The following is a 23766-nucleotide window of genomic DNA, read 5'->3' on the forward strand; positions in this document are numbered from 1 at the left end:
CAACCGCCGCGCGCGGATCCCGTCCCCTGGCCTCCAGAAGGGCCGCCATGCTTCCCTCCCGATCCAAGCTCTCGGTCGTGGTGTTCCTCCTGCCGTCACTGCTGCTGTACGGGGCCGCGGTACTCCTGCCGATCGGCCAGTCCCTGGTGCTGAGCTTCTTCACCTGGGACGGCATCAGCGAGCTGCGCTTCGCGGGGCTCTCCAACTACACGTTCATGCTCACCGAAGGCGACTTCTGGACAGCCGTCACCAACCAACTCGGCTACCTGGTCGTGTGCTTGGTGCTGCAGCTGGGCGGAGGGCTGCTCGTCGCCAGCCTGCTCCTGTCGATCACCCGCGGGCGCGAGATCATCAAGGTGCTGTACCTGTTGCCGGCCGTGATCTCGACGGTGGCGATCGCCCTGCTCTTCCAGCGCATCTACTCGATGGACCCGGCCGGACCGCTCAACCAGCTCCTCGGCCTCGTCGGGCTCGACAGTCTCGAACGGCCGTGGCTGTCCGACGTGAACACCGTGCTCGCCGCGGTCTCCGCGCCGGAAGGATGGAGGTTCGTCGGTCTCTACACGGTGATCATCTACGCGGCGCTGCTCACGGTCCCCAGGGAACTCGAAGAGGCGGCACGGCTCGACGGCGCGAATCAGTGGCAGATCTTCGCCCGCATCCGGTTCCCCTACATCCGGCCGGTGTGGATGACCACCTCGATCATGGCGGTCACGTACGCCATGCGGGGCTTCGACGTCCCGTACCTCTTGACGAACGGCGGCCCGGGCCAGTCGTCCGAGCTGGTCACGACCTACATGTACAAGACCGCGTTCCTCAGCACGGACTACGGCTACGCGAGTGCGATGTCGGTCTTCATCGTGGTGGAGAGCCTCGTCGCCGTCGGTCTCCTCTTCCTTGTCCTCCGGCGGAAGGCCGTCTGATGTCCACGCTCCTGCCCACGCGCCCGCTCTCCGGCCCCGCTCGTGACCGGCACGCCGCCCCGAACCCGCCGCGCGTGGGGCGGCGTCGGCCCGAGGTGTACCGCGTCCTGTCGCGGGTGATCATCGCCGTCCTGGTGGTCGTCCAGGTCTACCCCCTGGTGTGGCTGTTCCTCAGCAGTGTCCGTACGGAGAAGGACTTCGCCTCGGCCAACCCCTTCGGCCTGCCGACCTCGTTCACGCTGGACAACTTCGCGCGGGCCTTCGACCACGCCGACCTCGGGCGGTACATCCTCAACAGCCTCGTCGTCACCCTGGGCGCCGACGCGCTGATCGTGGTGTGCGGGCTGATGGGTGCCTACGCGATCCAGGTGCTCGGCTTCCGTCTCAGCAATGTGGTGCGCGGCCTGTTCCTCCTGGGCATCGTCGTGCCGGTGCAGATCGCCCTCGTACCGTTGTTCATCGACTACGCGCAGGTCGGGCTGCTCGACACGTACCCGGCGATGATGATCCCGCTCGCGGGGTTCGGCCTGCCGATGTCGATCTACCTGTTCTCCGCGTTCTTCAGCTACATCCCGCGCGAGATGTACGAGGCGGCGTCCCTGGACGGGGCGGGCCCGTATCGCATCTTCGCCCGCATGACGCTTCCGCTGTCCGTCAACACCATCGTCACGGTGGTCATGGTCAACAGCATCTTCATCTGGAACGACTTCGTCTTCGCCAACACCTTCGTGCTGTCGGAAGGGCTCAAGACGATCCCCGTCGGCCTGCAGAATTACATCGGAGCGATGGGCAAGACCGACTGGACCGCGACCTTCGCCGGTGTGTGTGTCACCGTGACGCCGCTGCTGCTGGTCTTCCTCGTCCTCAACAAGGCGATGATCTACGGGCTGGAGAGCGGCGCCACCAAGGGCTGACAGCCGCCACCCCCACGAAGGAGCACCGATGAAGAGCGAAGGCGGTACGCACAGGGCCGTCACCATGCGGGATGTGGCCCAGGCGGCGGGTGTCTCGGTGTCCACCGTCTCGCACGTCGTGAACAACACCGGCGCGAGGATCGGCGCGGAGGCCCGCGAGCGGGTGCGCCGGGCGATCGAGGACCTGGGATACCGGCCGAACGCCATGGCGAAGAATCTCGTCAAGGGCGGCTCGCGGTTCGTCGGTCTGGTCGCCGACGCCATCGCCTCGACCCCGTTCGCCGGACAGATCATCCACGGCGCCCAGGACGAGGCGTGGCAGCACGGTTACGTACTCCTCGTGGCGAACACCGAGGGCAACGAGGCGGCCGAGGCCAGCGCCATCTCGATGATGCTCGAGCACAAGGTGCGCGGCGTCCTCTACTCGACCTGGTACCACCGCGCGGTGGACCTCCCCGCCGGGCTCACCGAGGCCGACACCGTCCTGGTCAACTGCTTCAGCGCGGACGGGTCCACGCCCGCCGTGGTCCCGGACGAGCGCTCCGGCGGGCGCGAGGCGGCGCGGCTGCTCCTGGAGCAGGGGCACCGGCGCATCGCCTTCCTCAACACGCGCACGCCGTCCCCCGCCCGCGACGGGCGGCTCGAGGGCTACCGGGAGGCGCTGGGCGCCGCCGGCCTTCCCTTCGACCTCGACCTGGTCGCCGATGTGCGACCGGACCAGGAAGGCGGCTACGCGGCCGTGGACAAGGTCCTCGCGATGCGGGCGACCGGCGTCTTCTGCCACAACGACCGTGTCGCCATGGGCCTTTACGACGGGCTGCGTGAGCACGGTCTGCGGGTGCCCGACGATCTCTCGGTCGTCGGGTTCGACAACCAGGAGGTCATCGCGGCGCATCTGCGCCCCACCCTGTCCACGGTCGCGCTGCCGCACTACGAACTCGGCCGGCGCGGTGTGCGGGTCCTGCTCGGACTCGAAGCGCCCGAGGGCGCCGCCCCGCTGGCGGTCAACTGCCCGCCTGTGCCCCGCAGTTCGATCACGCGACCGTCCGAGAGCTGAACCGCCTCGACGCCGTTCGTTCCCTTTCGTGCGCCCTGGCGGATCCCTTTTGACCTGTTCGTCAGGAATCATCCCTCAAGGAGTCGTCACATGACCCGTCTCTCCCGACGCACCGTGCTCCGCTCCATGGGGGTGGCCGCGCTGGCTGCGGCCACCACCCGCATACCGGCCGCCTCCGCCGCGGCATCACTGCGCGCCGTCTACCATCTGACGCCGCCCGCGGGCTGGCTCAGCGACCCGCAGCGTCCGATCCGCGCCGGTGGCGAGACCCACCTGTACTACCTGCACAGCGACCAGAACAACGCGCCCGGCTGGTGGCAGCACGCGACCACGACCGACCACGTCACCTTCACCGACCGCGGCACCGCCATCCCGCTGCAGCCGGACTTCCCCGTGTGGACCGGGTCCGGCGTCGTCGACTCCGCCAACACGGCTGGATTCGGGGCGAACGCCGTGGTCGTGCTCGCCACCCAGCCCACCGGCGGTGACCGTTACGACCAGGAGCAGTACCTCTACTACTCGACCGACAACGGCTACACGTTCACCGCGTACGGCCCTCCGGTGATCGACAACCCCGACCACAACGACTGGTTCCGGGACCCGAAGATCCACTGGGACTCCACGCGCGGTGAGTGGATCGCGGTGATCGGCCGGCAGCAGGCCGCATGGTTCTACACCTCGCCCGACCTCATCCACTGGACGCACACCACGTCGTTCGGCTACTCCAGCCCCAACATCGGCGGCTTCGAATGCACCGACCTCTTCGAGATGACGGCGGACGACGGCACCCGTCACTGGATCCTCGGCGCCAGCATGCAGGGCGACTACAGCGGCCTGCCCGACACCTACGCCTACTGGACCGGCACCTGGGACGGCTCGGCCTGGACCTCCGACAACACCGCCCCCCAGTGGCTCGACTGGGGCTGGGACTGGTACGCCGCCGTCACCTGGCCCAACCCGGCCGCCCCCGACACCAGCCGCTACGCCCTCGCCTGGATGAACAACTGGCAGTACGCCGCGCGCACCGTGCCCACTGATGTCAGCGACGGCTACAACGGCCAGATGTCCGTCGTCCGTGAACTGCGCCTGGCCAAGCAGCCGGAGGGTTGGTACACGCTCCTCTCCCAGCCGGTGACGGCCCTGCACGACCACGTGACCCGCACGGTCCCCCTCGCCGACGTCACCACGGCCGCGGCCGCCGTCCTCCCGTACCAGGGCACCTCCTACGAGCTCGAACTCGACATCTCCTGGAGCCAGTTGAACAACGTCGGCGTCTCGGTCGGCAGGTCGCAGGACGGAGCGCGGCACACGAACATCGGGGTCTACCAAGGCTCCGTCTACGTGGACCGCGGCCCGTCCGACCGCGCCGACTACTCCTTTGGCAGTCACACGCAGAGCAACGCTCCCATCGACGCAGCCGCGCGCACGGTGCACCTGCGGATCCTCGTCGACAGACAGAGCGTCGAAGTGTTCGTGAACGCGGGCCACACCGTCCTGTCGCACCAGGTGTACTTCGATTCCGGCGACACCGGCATCTCGGTCTACGCGGACGGGGGGAGCGCCACGTTCTCGAACATCGTTGTGCGTGAGATCGGCTGAGTTCGACCCTGTAGGGGACCTGGTGGCCGTCGCGGTCAACCGGCGACGGTCGCCAGGACTTCGGCCGACGTATCCCGTGCTGGACAGGGGCGGGACGGCGGATAGTGACCGTCGTGCGTCAAGACCTCGCACAGAGCGCCCGCATGGCCCGTGACGCACACTCAAGGTGCTCGGATTTCGCCGCGCGAGCCGCTGAGGCTGTCGAGGAGACCGTCGTCCAGCACCGTGCCCTGCTCCGCGAACCGGACGACTCCGCAGTGGTCAGCACCGCCGCGACCACGGTGTCGGTCTCTACGCGGGCCCTCACGACCTGCCCGCGGCCCAGGCGGACCAGGCCTGACTGGCGTCGGATGCGCAGGGGCCGTAAGTAACGGGCCTGCTTCTTGACATGCCCCTGATCGAAGAGCACTCTCGCGGAAGCCTCCCCCCGCCCCGCACAAGTCGGCTCGACCGCAGAAGACAGGGGATTCGCCGTGGGCACGAGCACCGGACAGACGGCTGCCACGCGCAGCCACCGCAACCGCGCTGTCGTCGCCAGCACGGTGGGCACCGCCATCGAGTGGTACGACTTCTTTCTCTACGGGACGGCCGCGGCACTCGTCTTCCCGCACTTGTTCTTCCCGGGCCAGTCCGACTACACAGGCGTCCTCGCCTCCTTCGCCACGCAGTTCGTCGGCTTCGCCGCCCGCCCCGTCGGCGCCGCGATCTTCGGACACTTCGGCGACCGGGTCGGCCGCAAGTCCACTCTCGTCATCACCCTCCTGCTGATGGGCGTGAGCACCGTTCTCATCGGCTGCCTGCCCACGTACGACTCGATCGGCCTCGCCGCGCCGATCCTGCTCGTCGTCCTGCGCGTCGTGCAGGGCATCGGCGTCGGCGGTGAGTGGGGCGGCTCGGTGTTGCTCGCCATGGAGTGGGGTCCGAGGAAACGCCGTGGCCTGATGGCCAGTTGGCCCCAGATGGGCGTGCCGCTCGGGCTGCTCGCCTCGACCGGCATGGTCCGCTGGATGACCTCGGCGACCGGCGGCGACTTCGAGAGCTGGGGCTGGCGGATCCCCTTCCTGGCCAGCGCCGTCCTCATCGCGATCGGCCTGTACGTACGGTTGCGGGTCGTGGAGAGCCCCGACTTCAGCGCGGTCAAGAACGCGCGGGCCGTGGTCCGGCTGCCGGGCTGGGAGGTGCTGCGCCACCAGTGGCGTGAGGTCCTCACCGCGGCGTTCGTACGCCTCTCCGAGCAGGCCCCGTTCTACCTCTTCATCACCTTCGTGCTCGCCTACGGGACCGAACACCTCGGCCTCGCCCGCAGCGACCTGCTCGACGACACGCTCGTCGCGGCCGCCGTCGGGCTCGTCTCCATCCCGCTCTTCGGCCATCTCTCCGACCGGATCGGGCGCCGCCTCGTGTACGGGATCGGGATCGCCTGCGTCGCCGCGTTCGCGTTCCCGTACTTCGCGCTGCTGAACACCGGGTCCTCGGGGCTGGTGCTGTTGGCGATCGTGCTGTCTCTCGTCTTCCACGATGTGCAGTACGGTCCTCAGGCCGCGCTCATCGCGGAGGGCTTCGGCACACAGGTCCGCTACAGCGGCGCCGGCCTCGGCTACCAGCTCGCCTCGGTCATCGCGGGCGGACCGGCACCGCTGATCGCCGCGGCGATCCTGGAGGACACCGGGTCGAGCGTCGGCATCAGCGTCTACATGGTGGGCTGCTGCGTGCTCTCCTTCGTGGCGCTGCTGCTCATACCGCGGCGCGCGGACTCCGACCTGACGGTGGGGGAGCCGGTGCGGCAGGAGGTGTGACCCGCGGGCCCGGCGCACCGCGCCGTGGAGCCGGCGGCCAACGCCGAAAGGTAGGGCTCGGAGTCGATGTGCACGAGTCGGGCGAGGCTTGGCACTCGAGATGGCGCCATCCGGGTGTGCTGCGGCTGTGTCGGTCTGCGATCGCCAGAAGGATTGATCATGCTGAGCCCGGACCAGCACCATGCCCGGCGAAGGGGTGTTTAGCATGCCGAACGACTCAGTCGCACGCTTCCTGGCGGCTCTGACGCCTGAGCAGAGAGAGACCGTCGTGGCCAGGTCCGGGGAGGAGCAGGAGCGGCTCGCAGCAGCCTGGGAACGGGAGTTGGAAGGGGACGACGAGCTTGATGTGCTCGACGAGGTGTCCCCGCCGGCAGCCGAGGCTGAGGCGGCTCGCCGCGTCCTTCGACAGGAGTCAGCCTGACCCTGCCCCCGCCGAAATCCTCATCCGCCCTGGTGGGAGGCGGTTCGAGGGGGGTGCTCTCGCGTAGCTGGTGGTTGTCCCGACACGATGGTCGGCCGTGCTGCTGCGACTGGCTTACCTGACGGTGGCCCAAGTGTTTGCCTCGGCATACGGAGACGTGACCGGCTCGACGGCATTCTCCACGCGTACCAACATGCCGCATGACCTGCGCGGATGAGGTTTTCGGCAGGCGCAAGGACGGTGAGGACGGCTGTCTGGCGCTCGCGCGAGTTGCCTGCTCATTCGTCCCATTGGCCAAGGAGGATGTCGGCCAGGTCGGTGCCGGGTTCTGCGGCTCCGTCGGGCAGGGCTTGTTCTGCCCAGATGATCTTGCCGTGGGCGGTGTACCGGGTGCCCCAGCGCCCGGCGAACTGGGCGATCAGGAACAGTCCCCGGCCGCCCTCGTCGGTGGCCGCCGCCCGGCGCAGATGCGGCGAGGTGCTGGAGTCGTCGGCGACCTCGCAGATCAGATTGCTGCTGTCGTACAGCAGGCGCAGCCGTATGGGCTGCGCGCCGTACCGGATGGCGTTCGTGACCAGCTCGCTGACGATCAGTTCGGAGGTGAAGGCCAGCTGGTCCAGGCCCCAGGTCTCCAGCTGACGGGTGACACCGGCGCGGACGCGGGAGACGGCCTCTGGATCGGAGGGTATGTCCCAGTCAGCGACGTGGTCGGGGTTCAGCAGCCGAGTGCGGGCGATGAGCAGGACGACGTCGTCGCGGGGGCGTTCGGGCAGCAGGGCGTCGATGACTGCCTGGCAGGTCTGTTCCGGGGTGCGGTCGTGAGGGGACAGGGCGCCTCGCAGGAGGTCCAGGCTGGTGTCGAGATCACGGTCGCCGTCCTCGAGTAGACCGTCGGTGAACAGGGCCAGTCGGCTGCCCTCGGGCAGCCGCAGTGCGGCGGTTTCGAACGGGAGAGCGCCACCGAGGCCGAGGGGTGGTGAGACGGGAGTGTCGGGGAAGGCGACCGTGCCATCGGGCTGGACCAGCGCGGGACCGAAGTGGCCGGCGCGCGCGATGGTGCACATACCCGAGACCGGGTCGTAGATCGCGTACAGGCAGGTGGCGCCGGTGATCTGCCCCTCCTCCTCGGCGGCCTCGTCGGCGTCGGTTCGGGCGACCAGCTCATCCAGGTGGGCCAGCAGTTCATCAGGGGCCATGTCCAGGGCGGAGAAGTTGTGCACGGCGGTGCGCAGGCGGCCCATGGTGGCCACCGCGTGCACTCCGTGACCGACGACGTCGCCGACGACCAGGGCCACCCGGGCGCCGGGCAGCGGGATGACGTCGAACCAATCCCCGCCCACTCCCGCCTGCGCGGGCAGATAGCGATGGGAGACCTCCAGGGCGCTCAGTTCCGGCAGCCTCCGCGGCAGCAGGCTGCGCTGCAGGGCGACGGCCATGGTGCGCTCGCGGGTGTAGCGGCGGGCGTTGTCGATGGCCACCGCCGCCCGGGCGGCCAGCTCCTCGGCAAAGCACCGATCCTCCTCCCCGAAGGCCTCGAGGGTCTCGGCGCGCCAGAAGTCGGCCAGTCCAAGCACCACGCCGCGGGCCCGCAGCGGCACGCTGATCAGCGAGTGGACGCCATAGTCCAGGATCTGCCGGGCCGGCTCGGGATGCTGGGCCTGCCAACGGTCCGCCGTGCGCAAGTCGACCTCGAGGACCGCCTGGCCGCTCGTCACGTCCGGCGCCGTCGGATCGATGAGCGCGAGTGTGATGAGTTCACCCACCGGGTGGAACGGCGAATTCTGCCGCACGCCACTGACGGCTGCGCGCCGCATGGCGGTGCTCCCCTCGGGGGGCTCGTCGCCCCGCAGAACCGGCTCCAGCAGCTCGACGGTGACGACGTCAGCGAAGCGCGGGACCGCCACCTCGGCGAGCTCCTGGGCGGTGCGCGCCACATCCAGTGTGGTGCCTATCCGCACCCCCGCGTCGTAGAGCAGTTTCAAACGCTCCCGGGCCGCCTCCGCCCTGCCCGCAAGCGCCCGCAGCTCGGTGGTGTCCCGCAGTGTTACCGCGCTCCCGGCAATCCCTCCGTAGGGGCCGGTCGGCCGCACATTCACCGCCAGCAGACGGTCGCCCGCCAGATGGACTTCATCGGTTGCCCCTCGACCGGAGACCAGCAATTCGGCCAGGGGCGGCTCCAGGCCGAGGGCCGTGACATGGCGACGCTCCGCGTCCGCGGGCAGGTCGAGCAGCCGCTGTGCCTCGTCGTTGGCCAGCAGCAGCTGCCCGTCGCCACCGATGATCAGCACGCCCTCCCGCACCGAGTGCAGTACCGCGTCGTTGTGCTCGTACATGCGCGTGATCTCGGCCGGGCCGAGGCCGCGGGTCTGACGCAGCAGCCGTCGACTGAGAAGCGCCGCTCCGCCCGTGGTGACGGCCACCGCGCCGGCCGCAGCGCCCACCACGGCCGGCAACTGCTCTGCGACCCTGTCGCCGACATGCTCGAGCGTGATCCCGGCGCCGACCGCGCCGACCACCGACCCAGACGGTTCCTTGACGGGGATGAAGACCCGAACCTGAGGGCCGAGAGAGCCAACACCTTCCTCCCGTACGGTTCGGCCTGCCAACAAAGGAGCCATGTCGGTAGCGGTGTGGCTGCCGGCGCGACCATTACGGGAGGAAAGGGCGTAGTAGATTCCGTGCCGGTTCAGAATGCCCAGGAAGTCCACGCCGGAGCCCTTCCCGGCCTCGTTGACCCGCGGCTTCAGCACTGCGGTCGGGTCGGGAGACTTCAGGGCCCCCAGGAGCCCCGGAGAGCTGGCAAAGCCCTGCGCGACAGCGAGTGATTGATTGCTGGCCGCGTGGGTGCTCTCGCGCTGGGCGGTCAGTGCGAGCATCACGACGGCTCCGACGGCGAGTAGGAGCACGACCGCCACTTGCAGAACGAACATCTGGCCGACGACGCTACGGACACTCAGCACCGAAGGCGGCCCCTTCCGCCGGCTGCTGGTGCCACTGCCCATGAATCGAGCGTCCGGGGAAGAACTGGGGCGGATGCGGAATCCGCGCATACGTCAATTGTGCGCTTGCCCTTCAATTCCTGGAGTGATCGGATGCGCACGGTCACAGACCGATGCCAGGAAGTGAGATACGGCAGCGGGGCAGTGGAAGGCAGGCAAGGCACACACTGCCGTACCGCCCTGCCCTTGCCGATAACCGCATCCGACCAGGTCACGTAACGTTTCGAAGTAGAACGTTTCGAACTCGTAGAGCCTGTGGAGCAGGTGGTGCTGGTTCCAGATGAGCGTGCAGCAGTCGGCCCGCCGGTCAGGTCTCCATCACGGCATCGCAGTCGGGGCACACCGCGGATGAGTACTCCTCGGGATACCACGGCCCCTCAGGGTGCTCGGAGTGCTTCCAGCGGGGCGTCTCCATGGCGAAGGTGTCCTTGCCGCAAAGGGTTCGCGGTCCCGCCGCGGTGGGCGTCCCCGGGGCGGCAGGCGCCGCGTGCACCCGACGGACGGCACGGTCGGTACCACGCGGTTCGCGCGGGGAGGCGCGCGCGGCCAGTGCCTTGTCGAGCTCGTACACGATGAGGACTTCGCCCATACCTCTACGATAGGCGGCCGCGCCAAGGCCCGACCCGCCCGCAGCCGGCCGGTCGGCCGCACGGCCGTCTCCAGGGGGCGCACCGGAGGCGGATCTGATCGGCCGCGACAACGAGCCGGCCACGATGCTGTCGGCGCTCACCACCGCGGTCGGGGGTACGTCGCAGGTCGTGCTGGTCTCCGGCCCCAGCGGGGTCGGCAAGACCCAGCTCTCCGTGAGGCTGTCCGAACATGCCCGGCTCAACGGTGTACAGGTGTACTGGGGCAAGTGTTCGGAGCAGCAGGGCGCTCCCGCCTACTGGCCGTGGCTGCAGGTCTGACGCGACATGGTCGCGTGTGCACTGTCCGGCCCGCTTCGAAAAGAGTTCGGTTTCTCGCGACGGACGCCGCCTGCCTCCTCGTAGAGCAGATGAAGGCACTACCCGTACCGCTACGCACCACCACCCTTGGTCCGACTCGCGAACCTACGAGGTACCTGTGGCTTTCCTCTCGACACTCCGTCTTCACCGCCACTCGCGGTCGCGGGGGCGTCTCGCCGTCGGGTTGCTGGCACTCATCGCCGGGACCCTGCCGAGTGTGTCGGCCGACGCCGCCACCCCGCCCTCCGGATCGGTCAGCGACACTGCGCCCACGACCACGTGGAGCGCCGGTCCCTTCGCCGTCCCGAACGTCTCCGGCACTGCCGGGACGGTGAGCTGCGGGAATGCGCAACTCTGCGACGACTACACCCTGAAGGTGTCGGTGCCCGTGGGCTACGACGCCGGTCACAGCCTGCGCGTCGATGTCAAGTGGCCCGACTCCGCCGCCGACTTCGACCTGTACGTCCTCGACGCGGACGGCCGCGAGGTTGCCGCCTCCGCCTCTTCCAGCGACCCGGAGACCGTGCTGCTTCCGGCGGTGACGGCCTCGTACACCGTGCGCGTGGTGCCGTACGCCCCGCTCGGCGACAGCTTCACCGGCACCGCGAGCCTGGTCGCCGATCCGGCCGATCCGCCGCCGAGTACGGCGACCCCGCCGATGTACGCGAACTCCTCGGCGCCCGACAGCATCAAGGACGCGCACAACGCCGGCGAACCCTCGATCGGCGTCGACCGCGCAACCGGTGCCGCGATGTTCCAGGCGTACACCTCGACGCTGAAGGTCACCTACGACGGCGCCGGCGCCGCCACCTGGCAGGACAAGAGCGCCAACGCGGCCAACGGCTGTCCGCAGGGCAGCACCACCAGCCTCGACCCGATCCTGTTCACCGACCCGGCGACCCACCGCACCTTCGAGTCGCAGCTCGCCGGCAAGACCGCTCTGACCTGCTACACCGACGACGACGGCGAGACGTGGACGGCCACAGGCGGCTCGGGCATCAACTCCGGTGTGGACCACCAGACCATCGGTGGCGGCCCCTTCACCACGGGCGCGCCGGGCGCCGTCACGGCGTACCCCAACGCCGTCTACTACTGCTCCCAGGACATCGCCGACGCCTCCTGCGCGGTCAGCCGGGACGGCGGTCTGACGTACGGGCCCGCCGTTCCGATGTACTCGCTGCTGGACTGCGGCGGCCTGCACGGGCATGTGAAGGTCGCCCCGGACGGCACGGTGTACGTGCCCAACAAGGGCTGCGGCGGCAACCAGGCCATGGCCGTCTCCGAGGACAACGGGCTTACGTGGACCGTCCGCAAGAACCCGTCCAGTACCCCCGGTGACTCCGACCCGAGCGTCGGAATCGGCGTCGGCGGGACTGTGTACATGGGCTACCAGAACAGCGACGGCACCGCGCGGATCGCCGCCAGCCACGACAAGGGCAGGACGTGGCTGTACGACCAGAACGTGGGCGCGTCCCTCGGCATCAAGAACATCGTCTTCCCCGCCGTGACCGCGGGCGACGACAACCGCGCCGCCTTCACCTTCCTGGGCACCACCACCGGGGGCAACTACCAGGACACAGCCAACTTCAAGGGCGTCTGGCACCTGTACGTTGCCACCACTTACGACGGCGGCCAGTCCTGGGTCACCGTCGACGCCACCCCCACCGACCCGGTACAGAAGGGGTCCATCTGCACGGGCGGCACCACCTGCGGCCAGGACCGCAACCTCCTGGACTTCATCGACGTCACCCTCGACGCCCAGGGCCGCGTGCTCGCCGCCTACGCCGACGGCTGCACCGGCACCTGCGCCACCGGCGGCGCTCAGAACTACGACGCACTGGCTTCCGTCGCCCGCCAGTCCTCCGGCAACACGCTGTACGGCGCGTACGACGCCGTGGTCGCCGGCAAGCACAAGAACTCCAAGGGAGGCCGCTAGGTGAAGCCGTTCGTCCCGGCTGCCGTGCTGGTCGGCGCCGCCCTCGGTCTGGCGGCCGTCACTGGATGCTCGCCCATGCCCCGGAACGCCGGGCCCTTGCCTGCGACGCCATACACGGCCGCGTCCGCGCCCGGCGGCTGCCCCACCGCCGCCTCACTGCCGCTTCCCAAGGACTTCCCGGCGGATCTGCCGGTGCCCGAGGGCGCAGTCGTGACCTCGGTGGAGCACCGCACCGGCGGCCGGCTGATCGTCGCCACGGTCGTACGGAGCGGCTTCGACGCCACCCTGGCCTTTCTGCACAAGCAGCTCCCCAAGGCCGGATTCACCGCGAAGGACGGTGAGGTGGAGAAGGACGACGCCGAGTCGAACTTCTCGTCCGCGACCGTCCGGGGCCGCTGGACGCTGCGGAAGATGCCCGGCTGCGAGGGAGGGGTTTACGTGACGTACCTGACGTCCGCGGTCTCCTGAACTCGGCCCGGCCGAGGCCTCTTCCCGGCCGGTGGAACCGCGAGTGGCCACCTTTCGCGGCGAGTGGCACCGCGTGCGACGCCGGCCGAAGGGTGGCCCCTCGGACTGGGAGACCGCTGGTGAACAGGTGCACCGCGAGCCTGACAGGCCGGCCTGCCAAAGGACGGCGAGACGGTAGCCCTGGACCAACGATCAGATGACCCACGTCATCCGATCTCGCTCCCAGGCCGTAGGGAAGCGGCCCTCTCGGGCTGCGGACAGGCCGGGCTCTGGCATGTATGCCTGGTAGACGATGACTGTGGAGTCGTAGCGGGCGCGGATCTGGTGCTTGAGTGCTGGCACGGTGACAGCGTGCGGACACTGCTCGATGCGCGCCATCGAATTACCTGGGCAGCGCCCGGTCGACGTCGATGCCGAGAGTGGCGCCGTTGTCGATGGCTTCGGTGCGGTAGCCCGAGTGGGCCCATGCCTTGGTCGCGCCGGGGTTGGTGGTGGCGATGTGAGACATCAGGTGCGTGCCGCCGACAATGTCGGAGACGCCCGCCGCAGTGATCCGGACGGCCAGGAGCAGGCCGAGCGTGTCCACCCTGATATGGCGCCTGCGGCCTGGGAGCGCGCCGCCGTCCCGCACGCTGCGCACGGCCGACTCGGCGGCCGTGGAGCGGGACGTCGATGATGCCGGTGGCCTGGCTCGACCGCTGCCGGGCCTGTTTCCACGTCACCGCCAGACCTGGTGGTGGGAGGCGGACCGGAAGTTCCGGGCAAGGCGGCGCCCTGTGCTGGGCAGATCTGTGGTCCGCTGGTGACGCCGCTGTGGCGTACGGCGTCATGGGGGTGCGTACGGTTTCACGGCAGCGTCGCAGAGCCGCCGCCGCGCTACGGCCGCCGGGCGTTGAAGTCCTGGGCCCCGTCGCATCTTCGACACCTGGCCCGACAAGAACGACGTATATGTGTACTTCAACAACGACCTGGGCGTTGTGTACTTCAGCAACGACCTGGGCGGCGCGGCCATCGTGGACGCCGCGAGGTTCGCGCCGGTGGCAGTCGCGTTGGGTCGGAGGGGGAGCACCCGTCGTCCCGTGACATAAGCCACACAAGCTTTTGGCTCTCAGGTCGTCGAATAGTAGATCGGGGCCTGACGGCATAGCGCGTTTTATCCGTCTTGATGCAGGAATCCCCCGAGCCAGATCGAGCGGTGTTCGATCCGCTCAACGCTTTTGCCCGTTCGGGTGGCGAACAACGGTTTCTGACGGACCAACGGACTTCTTCGCCACTCCGGGAGCCGGACCAGCACGCCTGCGCGCCCGTTTCAAGAGCTGTCCGTGGCTACGGGCCGAGGTAGTACTGCCGCCTGTTGCCGCACCCCGACAGCAGTTCTAAGAATGACGGCCGCAAGGCGTCTCCGCGGCCCCCAGGTGCAGGAACTGGGCAGAGCCGGACCCTGGGGGCGCTCCGCGATCACTGAGCGAGGTCACGCATGAGGAAGCACCGCAGGAAGTCGCACCACCGGCCGATAGCCATCGCTGTCATCGCCGTAGCAGCCGTGGGTGTGCCCTCCGCCGCCATGGCCTGCATGGACACTCAGGCTGATGCGGGCGGTCGCCCCTCCGACCACTGGAAGAACGTGAGCTCCCACCATCGGTGGACGGGCTCGTCCTGGGGTCATGGGCCGGCTGCGGGAGCGTCGAAGAGCTCCACTGCGACTCCCAGCGCACCGCAGACCACCGCGTCTCCCAGTGCACCTGCTACGACCGCACCGGCATCCGGGGACACGGCCCGCGTACTGACGCTCGTCAACAACGAGCGCAGCAAGGCGGGATGTTCCCCGCTGACCATGAACGCGAAGCTGACCAAGGCCGCTCAGGACCACAGCAAGGACATGGCATCCCACCGGAACATGTCCCACACGGGCTCCGACGGGTCGTCGCCCGGCGACCGGATCACGCGTGCCGGTTACACCTGGAGCTCCTACGGCGAGAACGTCGCCTACGGCTACTCCACGCCCGACAAGGTCATGGCGGCCTGGATGTCCAGCCCGGGCCACAAGCGCAACATTCTCGACTGCTCGTTCAAGGAGATCGGCATCGGCCTCGCGCAGCCCGGCAGCTACTGGACTCAGGACTTCGGCACGGCCCGATAGGGACGCTGCGGCGTCTCGACATGGAGAGCGCTTCGGCGGAGCGTGCCGACGCAGCCGCAGTGGCCGCCGCCGAACGAACAGCTCGAGAGGCGCGCGGGCAGCGTAAGCGCAATCGGCGCACAGCAGGTCTGAAGGTCGGCAACCAACAGCGCAATTGGGGTTGTTGACGTTAGTGACGTGCTGCGCGGAGTCGGCCGTCTTAAGGCCTCGTCGTGCGCCGCAGCTCACCGCACCGACTCGGCGGGGGGACGCTCGCGCACGGCGCCGTAGCCGATGAAGTACGCCGGCACGCGCTTGAGCCACGGTGAGGTGGTGAGTAGGTCGCTCATCCGCTCCGCCCGCCTGGCATTGCCGAAAGGCGGGCGTCCCGCGAGTACGGGCGCGATGACCCTCGCGTGAGCGAACCGCTGCAGTGCCTGCGTCGCCGCCGTGGTCGGCCACCGGCGCCGCTGGACGCCGCGTACGTCCCGCAGGCCGACCGCACCCCTGCTCAGCGGTTCGACGAGATACCGCGCGGCGGCCACTGCGTCCTCGACGGCGAGGTTGATGCCGATGCCGAAGACCGGTGACATCGCGTGCGCCGCATCGCCGATGCACAGCAGCCCCGGGCGGTGCCAGCGCCGGAGACGGTCGAGCCGTACGTCGAGCATCTTCACCTCGTCCCATGACCGCAGCGCATGCGCCCGGTCCGCGCTCCAGGGCACGGCGGCCGAGAAGTCGGCCATGAACCGCTCGAGACCTGCGGCGCGGCGTTCGGCGTCGGTCCCCTTGGGAATCAGCGCGGCGCACTGCCAGTACTCCCCACGGTCGATCATCGCGGTGAGGAACCGGTCGCCGGCGCCTCCCACAAGCCCGTGCGGGTCGCCTTCCCGCCGTGGCAGCCGGAACCACCAGGCGTCCATGGGGCAGGTGAACTGCCGCAGCCGAAGTTCGGGCCGCGAGCGGGCCAGCGAGCCCCGACCGTCGCAGGCCACCGTGAGGGTGGCCCTCAGTTCGCCGGTCCGGCCGTCGGACGTGCGGTACCGCACTCCGGTGATCCGTCCGTGCTCCAGCACGAACGACGTCGCCTCGGTGTTCATCCGCACGGAGAAGGACGGCTCTTTTCGGGCCTCGTCGGCGAGGAGGTTCAGCAGGTCCCATTGCGGCACCATCGCCACGTAGTTGTACGGGCCCGGTAGCGCGCTGATGTCCGAGACGGTGATCAGCGAACCGTCCGTGCCGAGCGGCAGCTGGACCGTGGTCACCCGGCGTTGCTGCAGACGGGCGAAGCGCTCGGCCAGACCGAGATCGTCCAGGAGCGCCAGGGTCGAGGGATGCACTGTGTCGCCGCGGAAGTCGCGCAGAAAGTCCCCGTGTTTCTCCAGGACCGTGACGTCCACCCCGGCGCGGGCCAGTAGCAGGCCGAGGACCATTCCCGCGGGGCCGCCGCCCACCACGCAGCACGTTGTCCGCTCCATCGCAGCCCTTCCCTTCGGTGACATCCACGGCCTGAGTCAATAGGGCATATACCCTCAAAACTGACAACTTTGCCGTGTGGGTGCGTGACGCCCCCTGGAGGCCTGATGAGCCAGCAGCCGGTCCTTTTGCCTTATGCCGATCCGGCCTTCATGGCGGATCCCTTCCCGCTCTACCGGCAGCTGCGCGAGGACGGCCCGGTACGGCGCGCCGTCCTCGCCGGTGGCCTCGAGGCATGGCTGGTCACACGCTATGAAGACTGTCTCGCAGCCCTCTCCGACCCACGGCTGAGCAGCGACGTCCGCGATGCCTCGGACCCCCGGCTCCTCGAGCGGCTGCCCGCCACGGAGCGCGAGTCGATGCTGCGCACCATGCTCCGCTCCGACCCGCCCGACCACACCCGCCTGCGCCGCCTGGTCTCCAAGGCGTTCACCGCCCGCAGGGTGGCCGAGCTGCGGCCACGCGTCCAGGAGATCACCGACGGGTTGCTCGACACGATCGTGCCCGCAGGCAAGGCCGAACTCGTCGAGGACTTCGCGTTGCCGCTTCCCGCCACCGTGATCAGCGAACTGCTCGGAGTGCCCGTCGCCGACCGGGACGACTTCCACCGGTGGACCGAAGACATGATCCTTCGAGGAGCCGAGCCGCCGGACCCGGCCCGGATGGACCGAGCGTGGCGGCAGATGCGGTCGTACCTGACCGGACTCCTCCAGGACAAGCGAGCCCGGCCCGGTGACGACCTGCTCAGCGCCCTGATCGCCACCCGGGACGAGGAACACCAGCTGGACGAGGACGAGCTGATCGCCATGGCTTTCCTGCTGCTGGTGGCCGGATACATCACCACGGTCAACCTGATCAGCAGCGGTATCACCGCGCTGCTCGCCCACCCCGACCAGCTGCAGATGCTGCGGGACGATCCGGAACTGCTGCCCGGTGCCATCGAGGAGTTCCTGCGCTACGACGGACCGGTGAACCCCGGCATCGCCCGGTTCGCGCGCGAGGACGTCGCCATCGCGGGAGTGGCGGTCCCGCGGGGCGCGACCGTGCTGGTCGCCTCCGCCATCGCCGACCGCGACCCGGCGCAGTTCCCGGACGCCGACCGCCTGGACATCACCCGGCAGGACAACGCGCACCTCGCCTTCGGGCACGGCATCCACTACTGCCTGGGGGCGCCACTGGCCCGGCTAGAGGGCCAGATCGCCATCGGAACCGCCCTGCGCCGCCTGCCTCACCTGAGCCTGGCCGAGCCGCTCAGCGAACTGCGATGGCGCTCGGGCGGTCTGCGCGGCCCCGAACAGCTGCCCGTCACGTTCGCCTCAGACCCCTCCAGCTGACTGCACCACACGGAGGTCTTCGTCTCCCACCGATCACGGCAGATGGCTGCTCGTTACACGTGTGTTCCGCACCCGCCCATTCGCTTATGTGGCCACCGAGACGGGCATCTCGCGGGTCGCCGCGCACATGCGGGTGCGCCGGCGGCGGGCGGGACGCCACCCTGCCGACCGCAGACTGCCATCGCTGCCACACGGCACTCGGCGGCAAGCCCTCCATCAGCCGTGTGAATAACCCTGCGGGACTATGCACCTCACTTAGGGGCCCCTAGGAGTCCGGCGAAGAGCGAAAGAACGAGCGCCGCAGCCGAGGCCGCCGGGGCAGGCGACGCCTTCGGGGCGGGCGGCCGTCCGGGCCGTGCTGCAGTGAGCCGGGCCCGGCAACGCCCAGCCCGAGTCGCTGCGGTCATGTGGTCTTGATGTCGTCCACGCGCTCGCCCTCCGCCTGGGACGGCTCGGTCCTGGGGACGTCCGGGTGCTGGGCTGCACGCTCAGCCAGCTCGTCGCGCTCGCCCTCAGCTTGGGAGGGTGTGTGAGAGTACAGCCAGGTGTCGTAATCCGAGGCTTCGGACTTCATGGCGGGCCTCCCTTGCTCGCTCATCTCCCATGCTCCTCCGTCGACCCCAGCAGGGCGAGACCAGCCGGCACTGCATCTCGCGTCCCAAGCCAGTCCCAAGCCGATGAAGCTGCCGGATGCGCAGCCCAGCCGATCCCCGGTGGTACTGAAATTCGCCGACATCTCTGCAGCCCACCGAATCTCTGCAGCCGACCACCACGCTCAGAGGTTCCCAGGACTCACCGTCGGGCGTCGGCGCTTGTCGCGGCGCCCTCCATGGCTCTGTTCACGGATCCAGGTCGGAGACACCCTCACCGTGAAGATCGTAAAGATCGTGAAGATGGTGGACGTCGGCCCTCCGCGACGTCGGATCACGCGCACCTCCGTGTCTCAGGGTTTGCCCAGGCGTACGGCGAGGGCGGCGATGTCGTCGTCGAGGCGTCCTCTGCTGTGGCGGAGGAGGTCGCGGTGAAGGGCCGTGAGTAGTTCGCGGGGTGGTGTCGGGGGCTGTCGACGTATCCAGGCTGCCAGCGGGAAGAACTCGCCGTCGTGGGCGCGGGCCTCGGCGATCCCGTCCGTGTAGAGGAGGAGCAGGTCGCCGGGGGTGAAGTCGAAGGTGTCGATGGTGTAGTGATCACCGATCAGCTCGGCGAGGTTGAGCAGTGGCGAGGGGGCGGCGGATTCGAGAACGCGGAGATTCCTGCGATTCAGGAGCAGTGGCGGGGGGTGTCCGCAGTTGAGGATGTCGATACGTCTGCCCTCGTGCGGGATCTCGGCGAGAAGGGCGGTGGCGAAGCGCTCCATCGGCCCGTCGGGAGGAAAGGCGGCGCTGTAACGGGTGCAGCTGGCGTCCAGCCTGCGGGCGACGTTGACCATGTCGGTCTCTGTGTAGGCCGCCTCCCGGAAAGAGTTGACGATCGCCGCGGCGGCCCCCACTGCCGGCAGGCCCTTGCCCCGCACGTCTCCGATGAGGAGCCTGACCCCGTGTGGCGTGTCGACCACTTCGTAGAAGTCCCCGCCGATGCGGGCCTCTGCCGCGGCCGCGAGGTACAGCGACTCGATCTCGATGTTCCGGAAGCGGCGTGGCATGGGGCTCAGTACCACTTTTTGTGCCACGTCGGCGACGAGCCGTACCTGGAGGAGGGTGCGCTCCCGCTGGAGCCGGACGTGGCTTCCGTATGCGGCGGCCACGGTGACGGCGATGATCCCTGCGGCCGTCCACCACGTTCCCAGGCCGGGGAAGACGAGGCTGAGGCCGATCATCAGAAAGAGGCAGACCGTCCCGAGCAGGACGGTGGGAAGGACCGGCCACATGGCGGCGGCCAGGGCTGGTGCCGCGGGCAGGAGGCGGCTGAAGGCCATTTCCGGCGGAGTGGCGTAAGCCAGGCTTGCGATCACGACGGTCAGAATCACCGGCGACAGCCGCACAAGCCTCCCCCGGTCGTAGCGCCGACGGAGCCGCGGGCGTCCAGAGTCGATCACACTTCCCAGAATATCCGCAGAATAAGGGCATAGTGCTCCTGTCCCTCCCGCACCACAGCCGATGAGCGCCCGCCCCTATGGCCCGCGTCACTCAAACTCTGCCGGCAACCGCGCCGTCTGCCGGTGCAGGCAGGCTGACGAGATCAGGACCTTCAGGAAGAAGTAGAAGAAGAAGCAGAAACAGTCGCGTCGCGGCGTTGAGCCCGGATTGCGGCGTCCTACCTGATCTCGGCAGCGGCACTCGCGCAGCCGGCCACTGCGGGAGCAACCACGCGCGACAGCCAACGTCGGCTGTGACCCGCTTCTTCGGTCGCGTGCGTGGTGTCCGTCCGTGGCATGTGTGGCATGCGTGTGGTCCGGCCGTGTGGCAGCGTGGAAGGCGACCAGCCATGGACGTACAGGAACGGCCCGCATGGACGGACGGAACGGACGGACCGGCGTGGCGCCGTCCGCTCGGGCTCGCGCGCTCGCGGCTGCGGGTGCGCAGCATCGCGGGGCAGGTGTTCCTGTGGCAGGTCGGTGTCGTGGTGCTCCTGATCGCCGCGGCGCTGTCGGCGCTCGTCCTGCAGGCCCGGTCCTACGGCACGACCGACGCCGAGCACCGCACCCGTACCGCGGCCATTGCGCTGGCGGGGTCTCCAGGCATGGCGAAGGCACTGGCCGACCCCCATCCGACGGCGACGCTGCAGCCCATCGCCGAACGGACCCGCAAGAGCGCGGGCTTCGACTATGTCGTGATCACCGACCCGCAGGGGATCCGTTACACCTCGCCCATCCCGGGCCTCATCGGCAAGCACATCTACGGCCCGTACCAGCAAGCCCGGAACGGCCCGTACACCAGCAGCTTCACCAGCCCTCTGGCGCACATCGTGGACACCACCGCGCCCGTCCGCAGCCCGGGCAGCCAGGTCGCCGGGTACGTTTCGGTGGGCATCACCGTCGCGCGGGTGAACCACGGGGTGATCAGCGAGCTGCCGGTCGTGTTCGGCGGCGCAGCGGCTGCGCTCTGCCTGGGCATTTGCGGAGCAGTACTGGTCCGGCGGCGGCTGCACCGCCAGACGCACGGCCTGGGCCCGGCCGAGATGACGCGCATGTACGAGGAAGCCGACCGGGCGCGGGCCCGCCTGGAGCTCCTGTACGACGCCGGCGGGCGGGTCGGTACCACGCTGGACATGAAGAGGACCGTGCAGGAGCTGGCGGACGTGGCCGTCCCCCGCTTCGCGGATTTCGTCACCGTCGAACTGGCCGACCCCGTACTGAACGGCGATGAGCCGTCGCCGGGCACGGGCACGGCCGGGGGCCCGGCGCTCCGCCGCGCCGCCGTGAGCGGCGTCCGGGACGATGCGCCGCTCTACCCGATGGGATCGGTGGTCAGCTTCCTGCCGACCACACCCGAAGGCGTGGGCCTGGAGACCGGCCATCCCGCCCTCGCCGCCGATCTGCGCCGGGCCCGCGCCTGGCGGGAGCGCGACCCGGCGAATTCCGAAAGCGTCCTCGCCTACGGCATCCACTCGCTGCTCTCCGCGCCCCTGCGTGCGCGGGGCCTGAACCTCGGCATTGTCAACTTCTGGCGCGCTGGATCCTCCGAGCCGTTCGGGGACGACGACCTCTCCTTCGCCGAGGACCTGGTCGCCCGCGCCGGGATCTCCGTGGACAACGCCCGCCGCTACACCCGCGAGCACACGATGGCCGAGGAGCTCCAGCGCAGCCTGTTGCCACGCGGCCTGCCCGAACAGAGCGCCCTGGACGCGGCCTCCCGCTACTGCCCGGTGTGGCAGGGGGTGGGCGGGGACTGGTTCGACGTCATCCCGCTCCCGGGGTTCCGGGTCGCGCTTGTCGTCGGTGACGTCGTCGGCCACGGGCTGCACGCGGCGGCCACCATGGGCCGCCTGAGGACCGCGGTCCACAACTTCTCCACCCTCGACCTGGCACCCGACGAGCTGATCGCCCGCCTCGACGACCTCGTCATCAGCCTCGACCAGCCAGGTGCCGACGACGAGCAGGCCACAGAGGTCACCGGAGCCACCTGCCTCTACGCGATCTACGATCCGGTCTCCGGGCGCTGCACCATGGCGCGGGCAGGCCACCCCGCGCCCGCTCTCGTGCGGCCTGACGGCGGCGTGGACTTCGCCGACCTGCCCGCAGGGCCGCCGCTCGGCGTGAGCGGTCTGCCGTTCGAGGCCGTGGAGCTGCAGCTGGAGGCCGGCACCGGGCTCGTCCTCTACACCGACGGGCTCATCTACAACCGCGAGCGCGACGTTCAGGAGGGGCTCGCCGCCCTGCGCGCCGCACTGCGGGACGCGACCGGCGACTCTCCGGAAGGCATGTGTGACGCGATCTTTCGTGCGCTGGTTCCACCGCGGCCGAGGGACGACGTCGCCCTTCTCATCGGGCGCACGCGCCTGTTCGCGTCCGACCAGGTCGCCGAGTGGGAGGTTCCCAGCGATCCGTCCGCCGTCTCGCGAATCCGGTCCGAGTGCGTCGGGCAGCTCTCGGACTGGGGGCTGGAGAGCCTCGCCTTCACCACCGAGCTGATCCTCAGTGAGCTGATCACCAACGCGATTCGCTACGGCAGGCCGCCGGTCCGCGTCCGCATGTTGCGCGACGGGGGCCTGGTCTGCGAAGTCTCCGATCACAGCAGCTCCTCACCGCACCTGCGGTACGCCACCACTACGGACGAGGGCGGCCGGGGGCTGTTCCTGGTCGCTCAACTGGCCAAGCGGTGGGGGACCAGGTACACGGCCCTGGACAAGGTCATCTGGGCCGAGCAGTCGCTCACCGTCACGCCCGACCAGCTGCGGGAGGCACTGATCTCGTAGCGCGGAACGCTCCGCCGCGATCAAAGTCCGATTGTGTCTGTGACATGCCCGAACCTGTTTACTTTCTGGAAATCCAGTCGTAGCCTCTGATTGAAACCACAGACTCGGGCACGACCGGGCGAGACGTCGGAGGCAGACGGATATGTACGCACCGGAGCGGCAGCAAGAGATCCTCCGTCTCGCGCGTGACGGCGGACGCGTGGACGTGCTGTCGCTCGCCGAGGAGTTCCAGGTCACCGCGGAGACCATCCGCCGCGACCTGAAGACCCTGGACAGGGCCGGTCTCGTACGGCGGGTGCACGGCGGTGCCATACCGGCCGGGCGGCTCGACTTCGAGCCCGACGTCGCCGAGCGCGAGGGCACTGCGGCCGACGAGAAGGACCGCATCGCCCGGCTCGCGCTCGCCGAACTCCCCGAGGACGGCACCGTGATCCTCGACGCCGGCACCACCGTCGCCCGCCTCGCCGCGGCGCTGCCCCTGGAATCGACGCTCACCGTCGTCACTCACGGCCTGCCCGTCGCGGCCCGCCTCGCCGACCACCCCGGCATCCAGCTGCACCTCGTCGGCGGGCGCGTCCGCCACCGCACCCGCGCCGCCGTCGACGCCTGGGCCCTGCGGGCGTACGGGGAGATCCGCGCGGACGTCGTCTTCCTCGCGGCCAACGGGTTCTCCGCCGAACACGGCCTGACCACCCCCGACCTCGCCGAGGCCGCCGTGAAGCGCGCGGCCGTCGGCGCCGCCCGCCGGGTCGTGCTGCTCGCCGACTCCGCCAAGTACGGGCAGGAGCACTTCGCCCGCTTCGGCGACCTGGGCGATGTGGACGTGCTGATCACCGACAGTGGCCTCAGCGACGGGGATGCGATCGCGATCGAGAAGGGCGGCACGGAAGTGGTCCGCGCATGAGCCCCACGACACCGGCCCC

At 69.3% G+C, this 23766-nt stretch carries 19 protein-coding genes and 1 pseudogene; 13 read left to right on the plus strand and 7 right to left on the minus strand.

The window, feature by feature from the left end; all coding sequences use genetic code 11:
* The first annotated feature begins 47 nt into the window (after positions 1 to 47).
* The 6 genes from ACY0PA_RS36505 (at position 48) to ACY0PA_RS36530 (ending at position 6710) form a co-directional block, all read left to right on the plus strand.
* Positions 48 to 923, plus strand: coding sequence for a carbohydrate ABC transporter permease (locus ACY0PA_RS36505; RefSeq protein ID WP_473081675.1), 876 nt, complete (start codon positions 48 to 50; stop codon positions 921 to 923).
* Entirely contained in the window at positions 923 to 1837 is a 915-nt protein-coding gene (locus tag ACY0PA_RS36510) for a carbohydrate ABC transporter permease (RefSeq protein WP_473081676.1), read from the plus strand. Before ACY0PA_RS36505 ends, ACY0PA_RS36510 begins: the two co-directional genes overlap by 1 nt.
* Before the next feature lie 28 nt (positions 1838 to 1865).
* Complete coding sequence (locus ACY0PA_RS36515) at positions 1866 to 2894, plus strand: LacI family DNA-binding transcriptional regulator (RefSeq protein WP_473081677.1); 1029 nt, start codon at positions 1866 to 1868, stop codon at positions 2892 to 2894.
* 90 nt (positions 2895 to 2984) lie between these two features.
* Entirely contained in the window at positions 2985 to 4493 is a 1509-nt protein-coding gene (locus ACY0PA_RS36520; RefSeq protein ID WP_473081678.1) for a glycoside hydrolase family 32 protein, read from the plus strand.
* A gap of 473 nt (positions 4494 to 4966) precedes the next feature.
* Positions 4967 to 6289 (plus strand): MFS transporter, encoded by a 1323-nt coding sequence (locus ACY0PA_RS36525; protein WP_473081679.1) that lies wholly within the window; start codon positions 4967 to 4969, stop codon positions 6287 to 6289.
* 205 nt (positions 6290 to 6494) lie between these two features.
* Positions 6495 to 6710 (plus strand): hypothetical protein, encoded by a 216-nt coding sequence (locus ACY0PA_RS36530; protein WP_473081680.1) that lies wholly within the window; start codon positions 6495 to 6497, stop codon positions 6708 to 6710.
* 278 nt (positions 6711 to 6988) lie between these two features.
* On the opposite strand, the gene ACY0PA_RS36535 is transcribed toward ACY0PA_RS36530, so the two are convergent.
* Positions 6989 to 9712 (minus strand): SpoIIE family protein phosphatase, encoded by a 2724-nt coding sequence (locus ACY0PA_RS36535; RefSeq protein ID WP_473081681.1) that lies wholly within the window; start codon positions 9710 to 9712, stop codon positions 6989 to 6991.
* Between the two features lie 304 nt (positions 9713 to 10016).
* A complete protein-coding gene (locus tag ACY0PA_RS36540; RefSeq protein ID WP_473081682.1) occupies positions 10017 to 10298 on the minus strand; it encodes a hypothetical protein in 282 nt (93 codons plus the stop codon).
* A 97-nt stretch (positions 10299 to 10395) separates the two neighbouring features.
* Between ACY0PA_RS36540 and ACY0PA_RS36545 the strand changes: the two genes are divergently transcribed.
* From ACY0PA_RS36545 to ACY0PA_RS36555, 3 genes are all read left to right on the plus strand, one after another.
* Positions 10396 to 10617, plus strand: a complete 222-nt coding sequence (locus ACY0PA_RS36545) for an AAA family ATPase (RefSeq protein ID WP_473086542.1) — start codon at positions 10396 to 10398, stop codon at positions 10615 to 10617.
* 256 nt (positions 10618 to 10873) lie between these two features.
* Positions 10874 to 12592: a sialidase family protein gene (locus ACY0PA_RS36550; RefSeq protein ID WP_473081683.1), complete on the plus strand. Its 1719-nt coding sequence runs from the start codon at positions 10874 to 10876 to the stop codon at positions 12590 to 12592.
* Positions 12593 to 13060, plus strand: a complete 468-nt coding sequence (locus tag ACY0PA_RS36555) for a hypothetical protein (RefSeq protein ID WP_473081684.1) — start codon at positions 12593 to 12595, stop codon at positions 13058 to 13060.
* Positions 13061 to 13252: 192 nt separating this feature from the next.
* Here the strand turns inward: ACY0PA_RS36555 and ACY0PA_RS36560 are convergent, their stop codons facing one another.
* Complete coding sequence (locus ACY0PA_RS36560; RefSeq protein WP_473081685.1) at positions 13253 to 13402, minus strand: DUF4291 family protein; 150 nt, start codon at positions 13400 to 13402, stop codon at positions 13253 to 13255.
* A gap of 177 nt (positions 13403 to 13579) precedes the next feature.
* Positions 13580 to 13685, minus strand: a pseudogene (locus tag ACY0PA_RS36565) (IS5 family transposase); the annotation flags it as partial.
* 852 nt (positions 13686 to 14537) lie between these two features.
* Here ACY0PA_RS36565 and ACY0PA_RS36570 point away from each other — a divergent pair.
* A complete protein-coding gene (locus ACY0PA_RS36570) occupies positions 14538 to 15200 on the plus strand; it encodes a CAP domain-containing protein (RefSeq protein ID WP_473081686.1) in 663 nt (220 codons plus the stop codon).
* Positions 15201 to 15424: 224 nt separating this feature from the next.
* Here the strand turns inward: ACY0PA_RS36570 and ACY0PA_RS36575 are convergent, their stop codons facing one another.
* Positions 15425 to 16657 carry an FAD-dependent oxidoreductase gene (locus ACY0PA_RS36575; protein WP_473081687.1) on the minus strand — a complete coding sequence of 411 codons (1233 nt, stop codon included), beginning with the start codon at positions 16655 to 16657 and terminating at the stop codon, positions 15425 to 15427.
* Between the two features lie 105 nt (positions 16658 to 16762).
* On the opposite strand from ACY0PA_RS36575, the gene ACY0PA_RS36580 reads away from it, so the two are divergent.
* Positions 16763 to 17989, plus strand: a complete 1227-nt coding sequence (locus ACY0PA_RS36580; protein WP_473081688.1) for a cytochrome P450 family protein — start codon at positions 16763 to 16765, stop codon at positions 17987 to 17989.
* Between the two features lie 403 nt (positions 17990 to 18392).
* Here ACY0PA_RS36580 and ACY0PA_RS36585 read toward each other — a convergent pair whose 3' ends face one another.
* Positions 18393 to 18587 (minus strand): hypothetical protein, encoded by a 195-nt coding sequence (locus ACY0PA_RS36585; protein WP_473086629.1) that lies wholly within the window; start codon positions 18585 to 18587, stop codon positions 18393 to 18395.
* Positions 18588 to 18932: 345 nt separating this feature from the next.
* Positions 18933 to 20024 (minus strand): PP2C family protein-serine/threonine phosphatase, encoded by a 1092-nt coding sequence (locus ACY0PA_RS36590; protein WP_473081689.1) that lies wholly within the window; start codon positions 20022 to 20024, stop codon positions 18933 to 18935.
* 389 nt (positions 20025 to 20413) lie between these two features.
* Here ACY0PA_RS36590 and ACY0PA_RS36595 point away from each other — a divergent pair, with 389 nt between their 5' ends.
* Positions 20414 to 22843, plus strand: coding sequence for a SpoIIE family protein phosphatase (locus tag ACY0PA_RS36595; protein ID WP_473081690.1), 2430 nt, complete (start codon positions 20414 to 20416; stop codon positions 22841 to 22843).
* A gap of 142 nt (positions 22844 to 22985) precedes the next feature.
* Positions 22986 to 23747, plus strand: a complete 762-nt coding sequence (locus ACY0PA_RS36600) for a DeoR/GlpR family DNA-binding transcription regulator (protein WP_473081691.1) — start codon at positions 22986 to 22988, stop codon at positions 23745 to 23747.
* Positions 23748 to 23766: the final 19 nt, after the last annotated feature.

Source organism: Streptomyces sp. DS1-CR2, assembly GCF_055760475.1.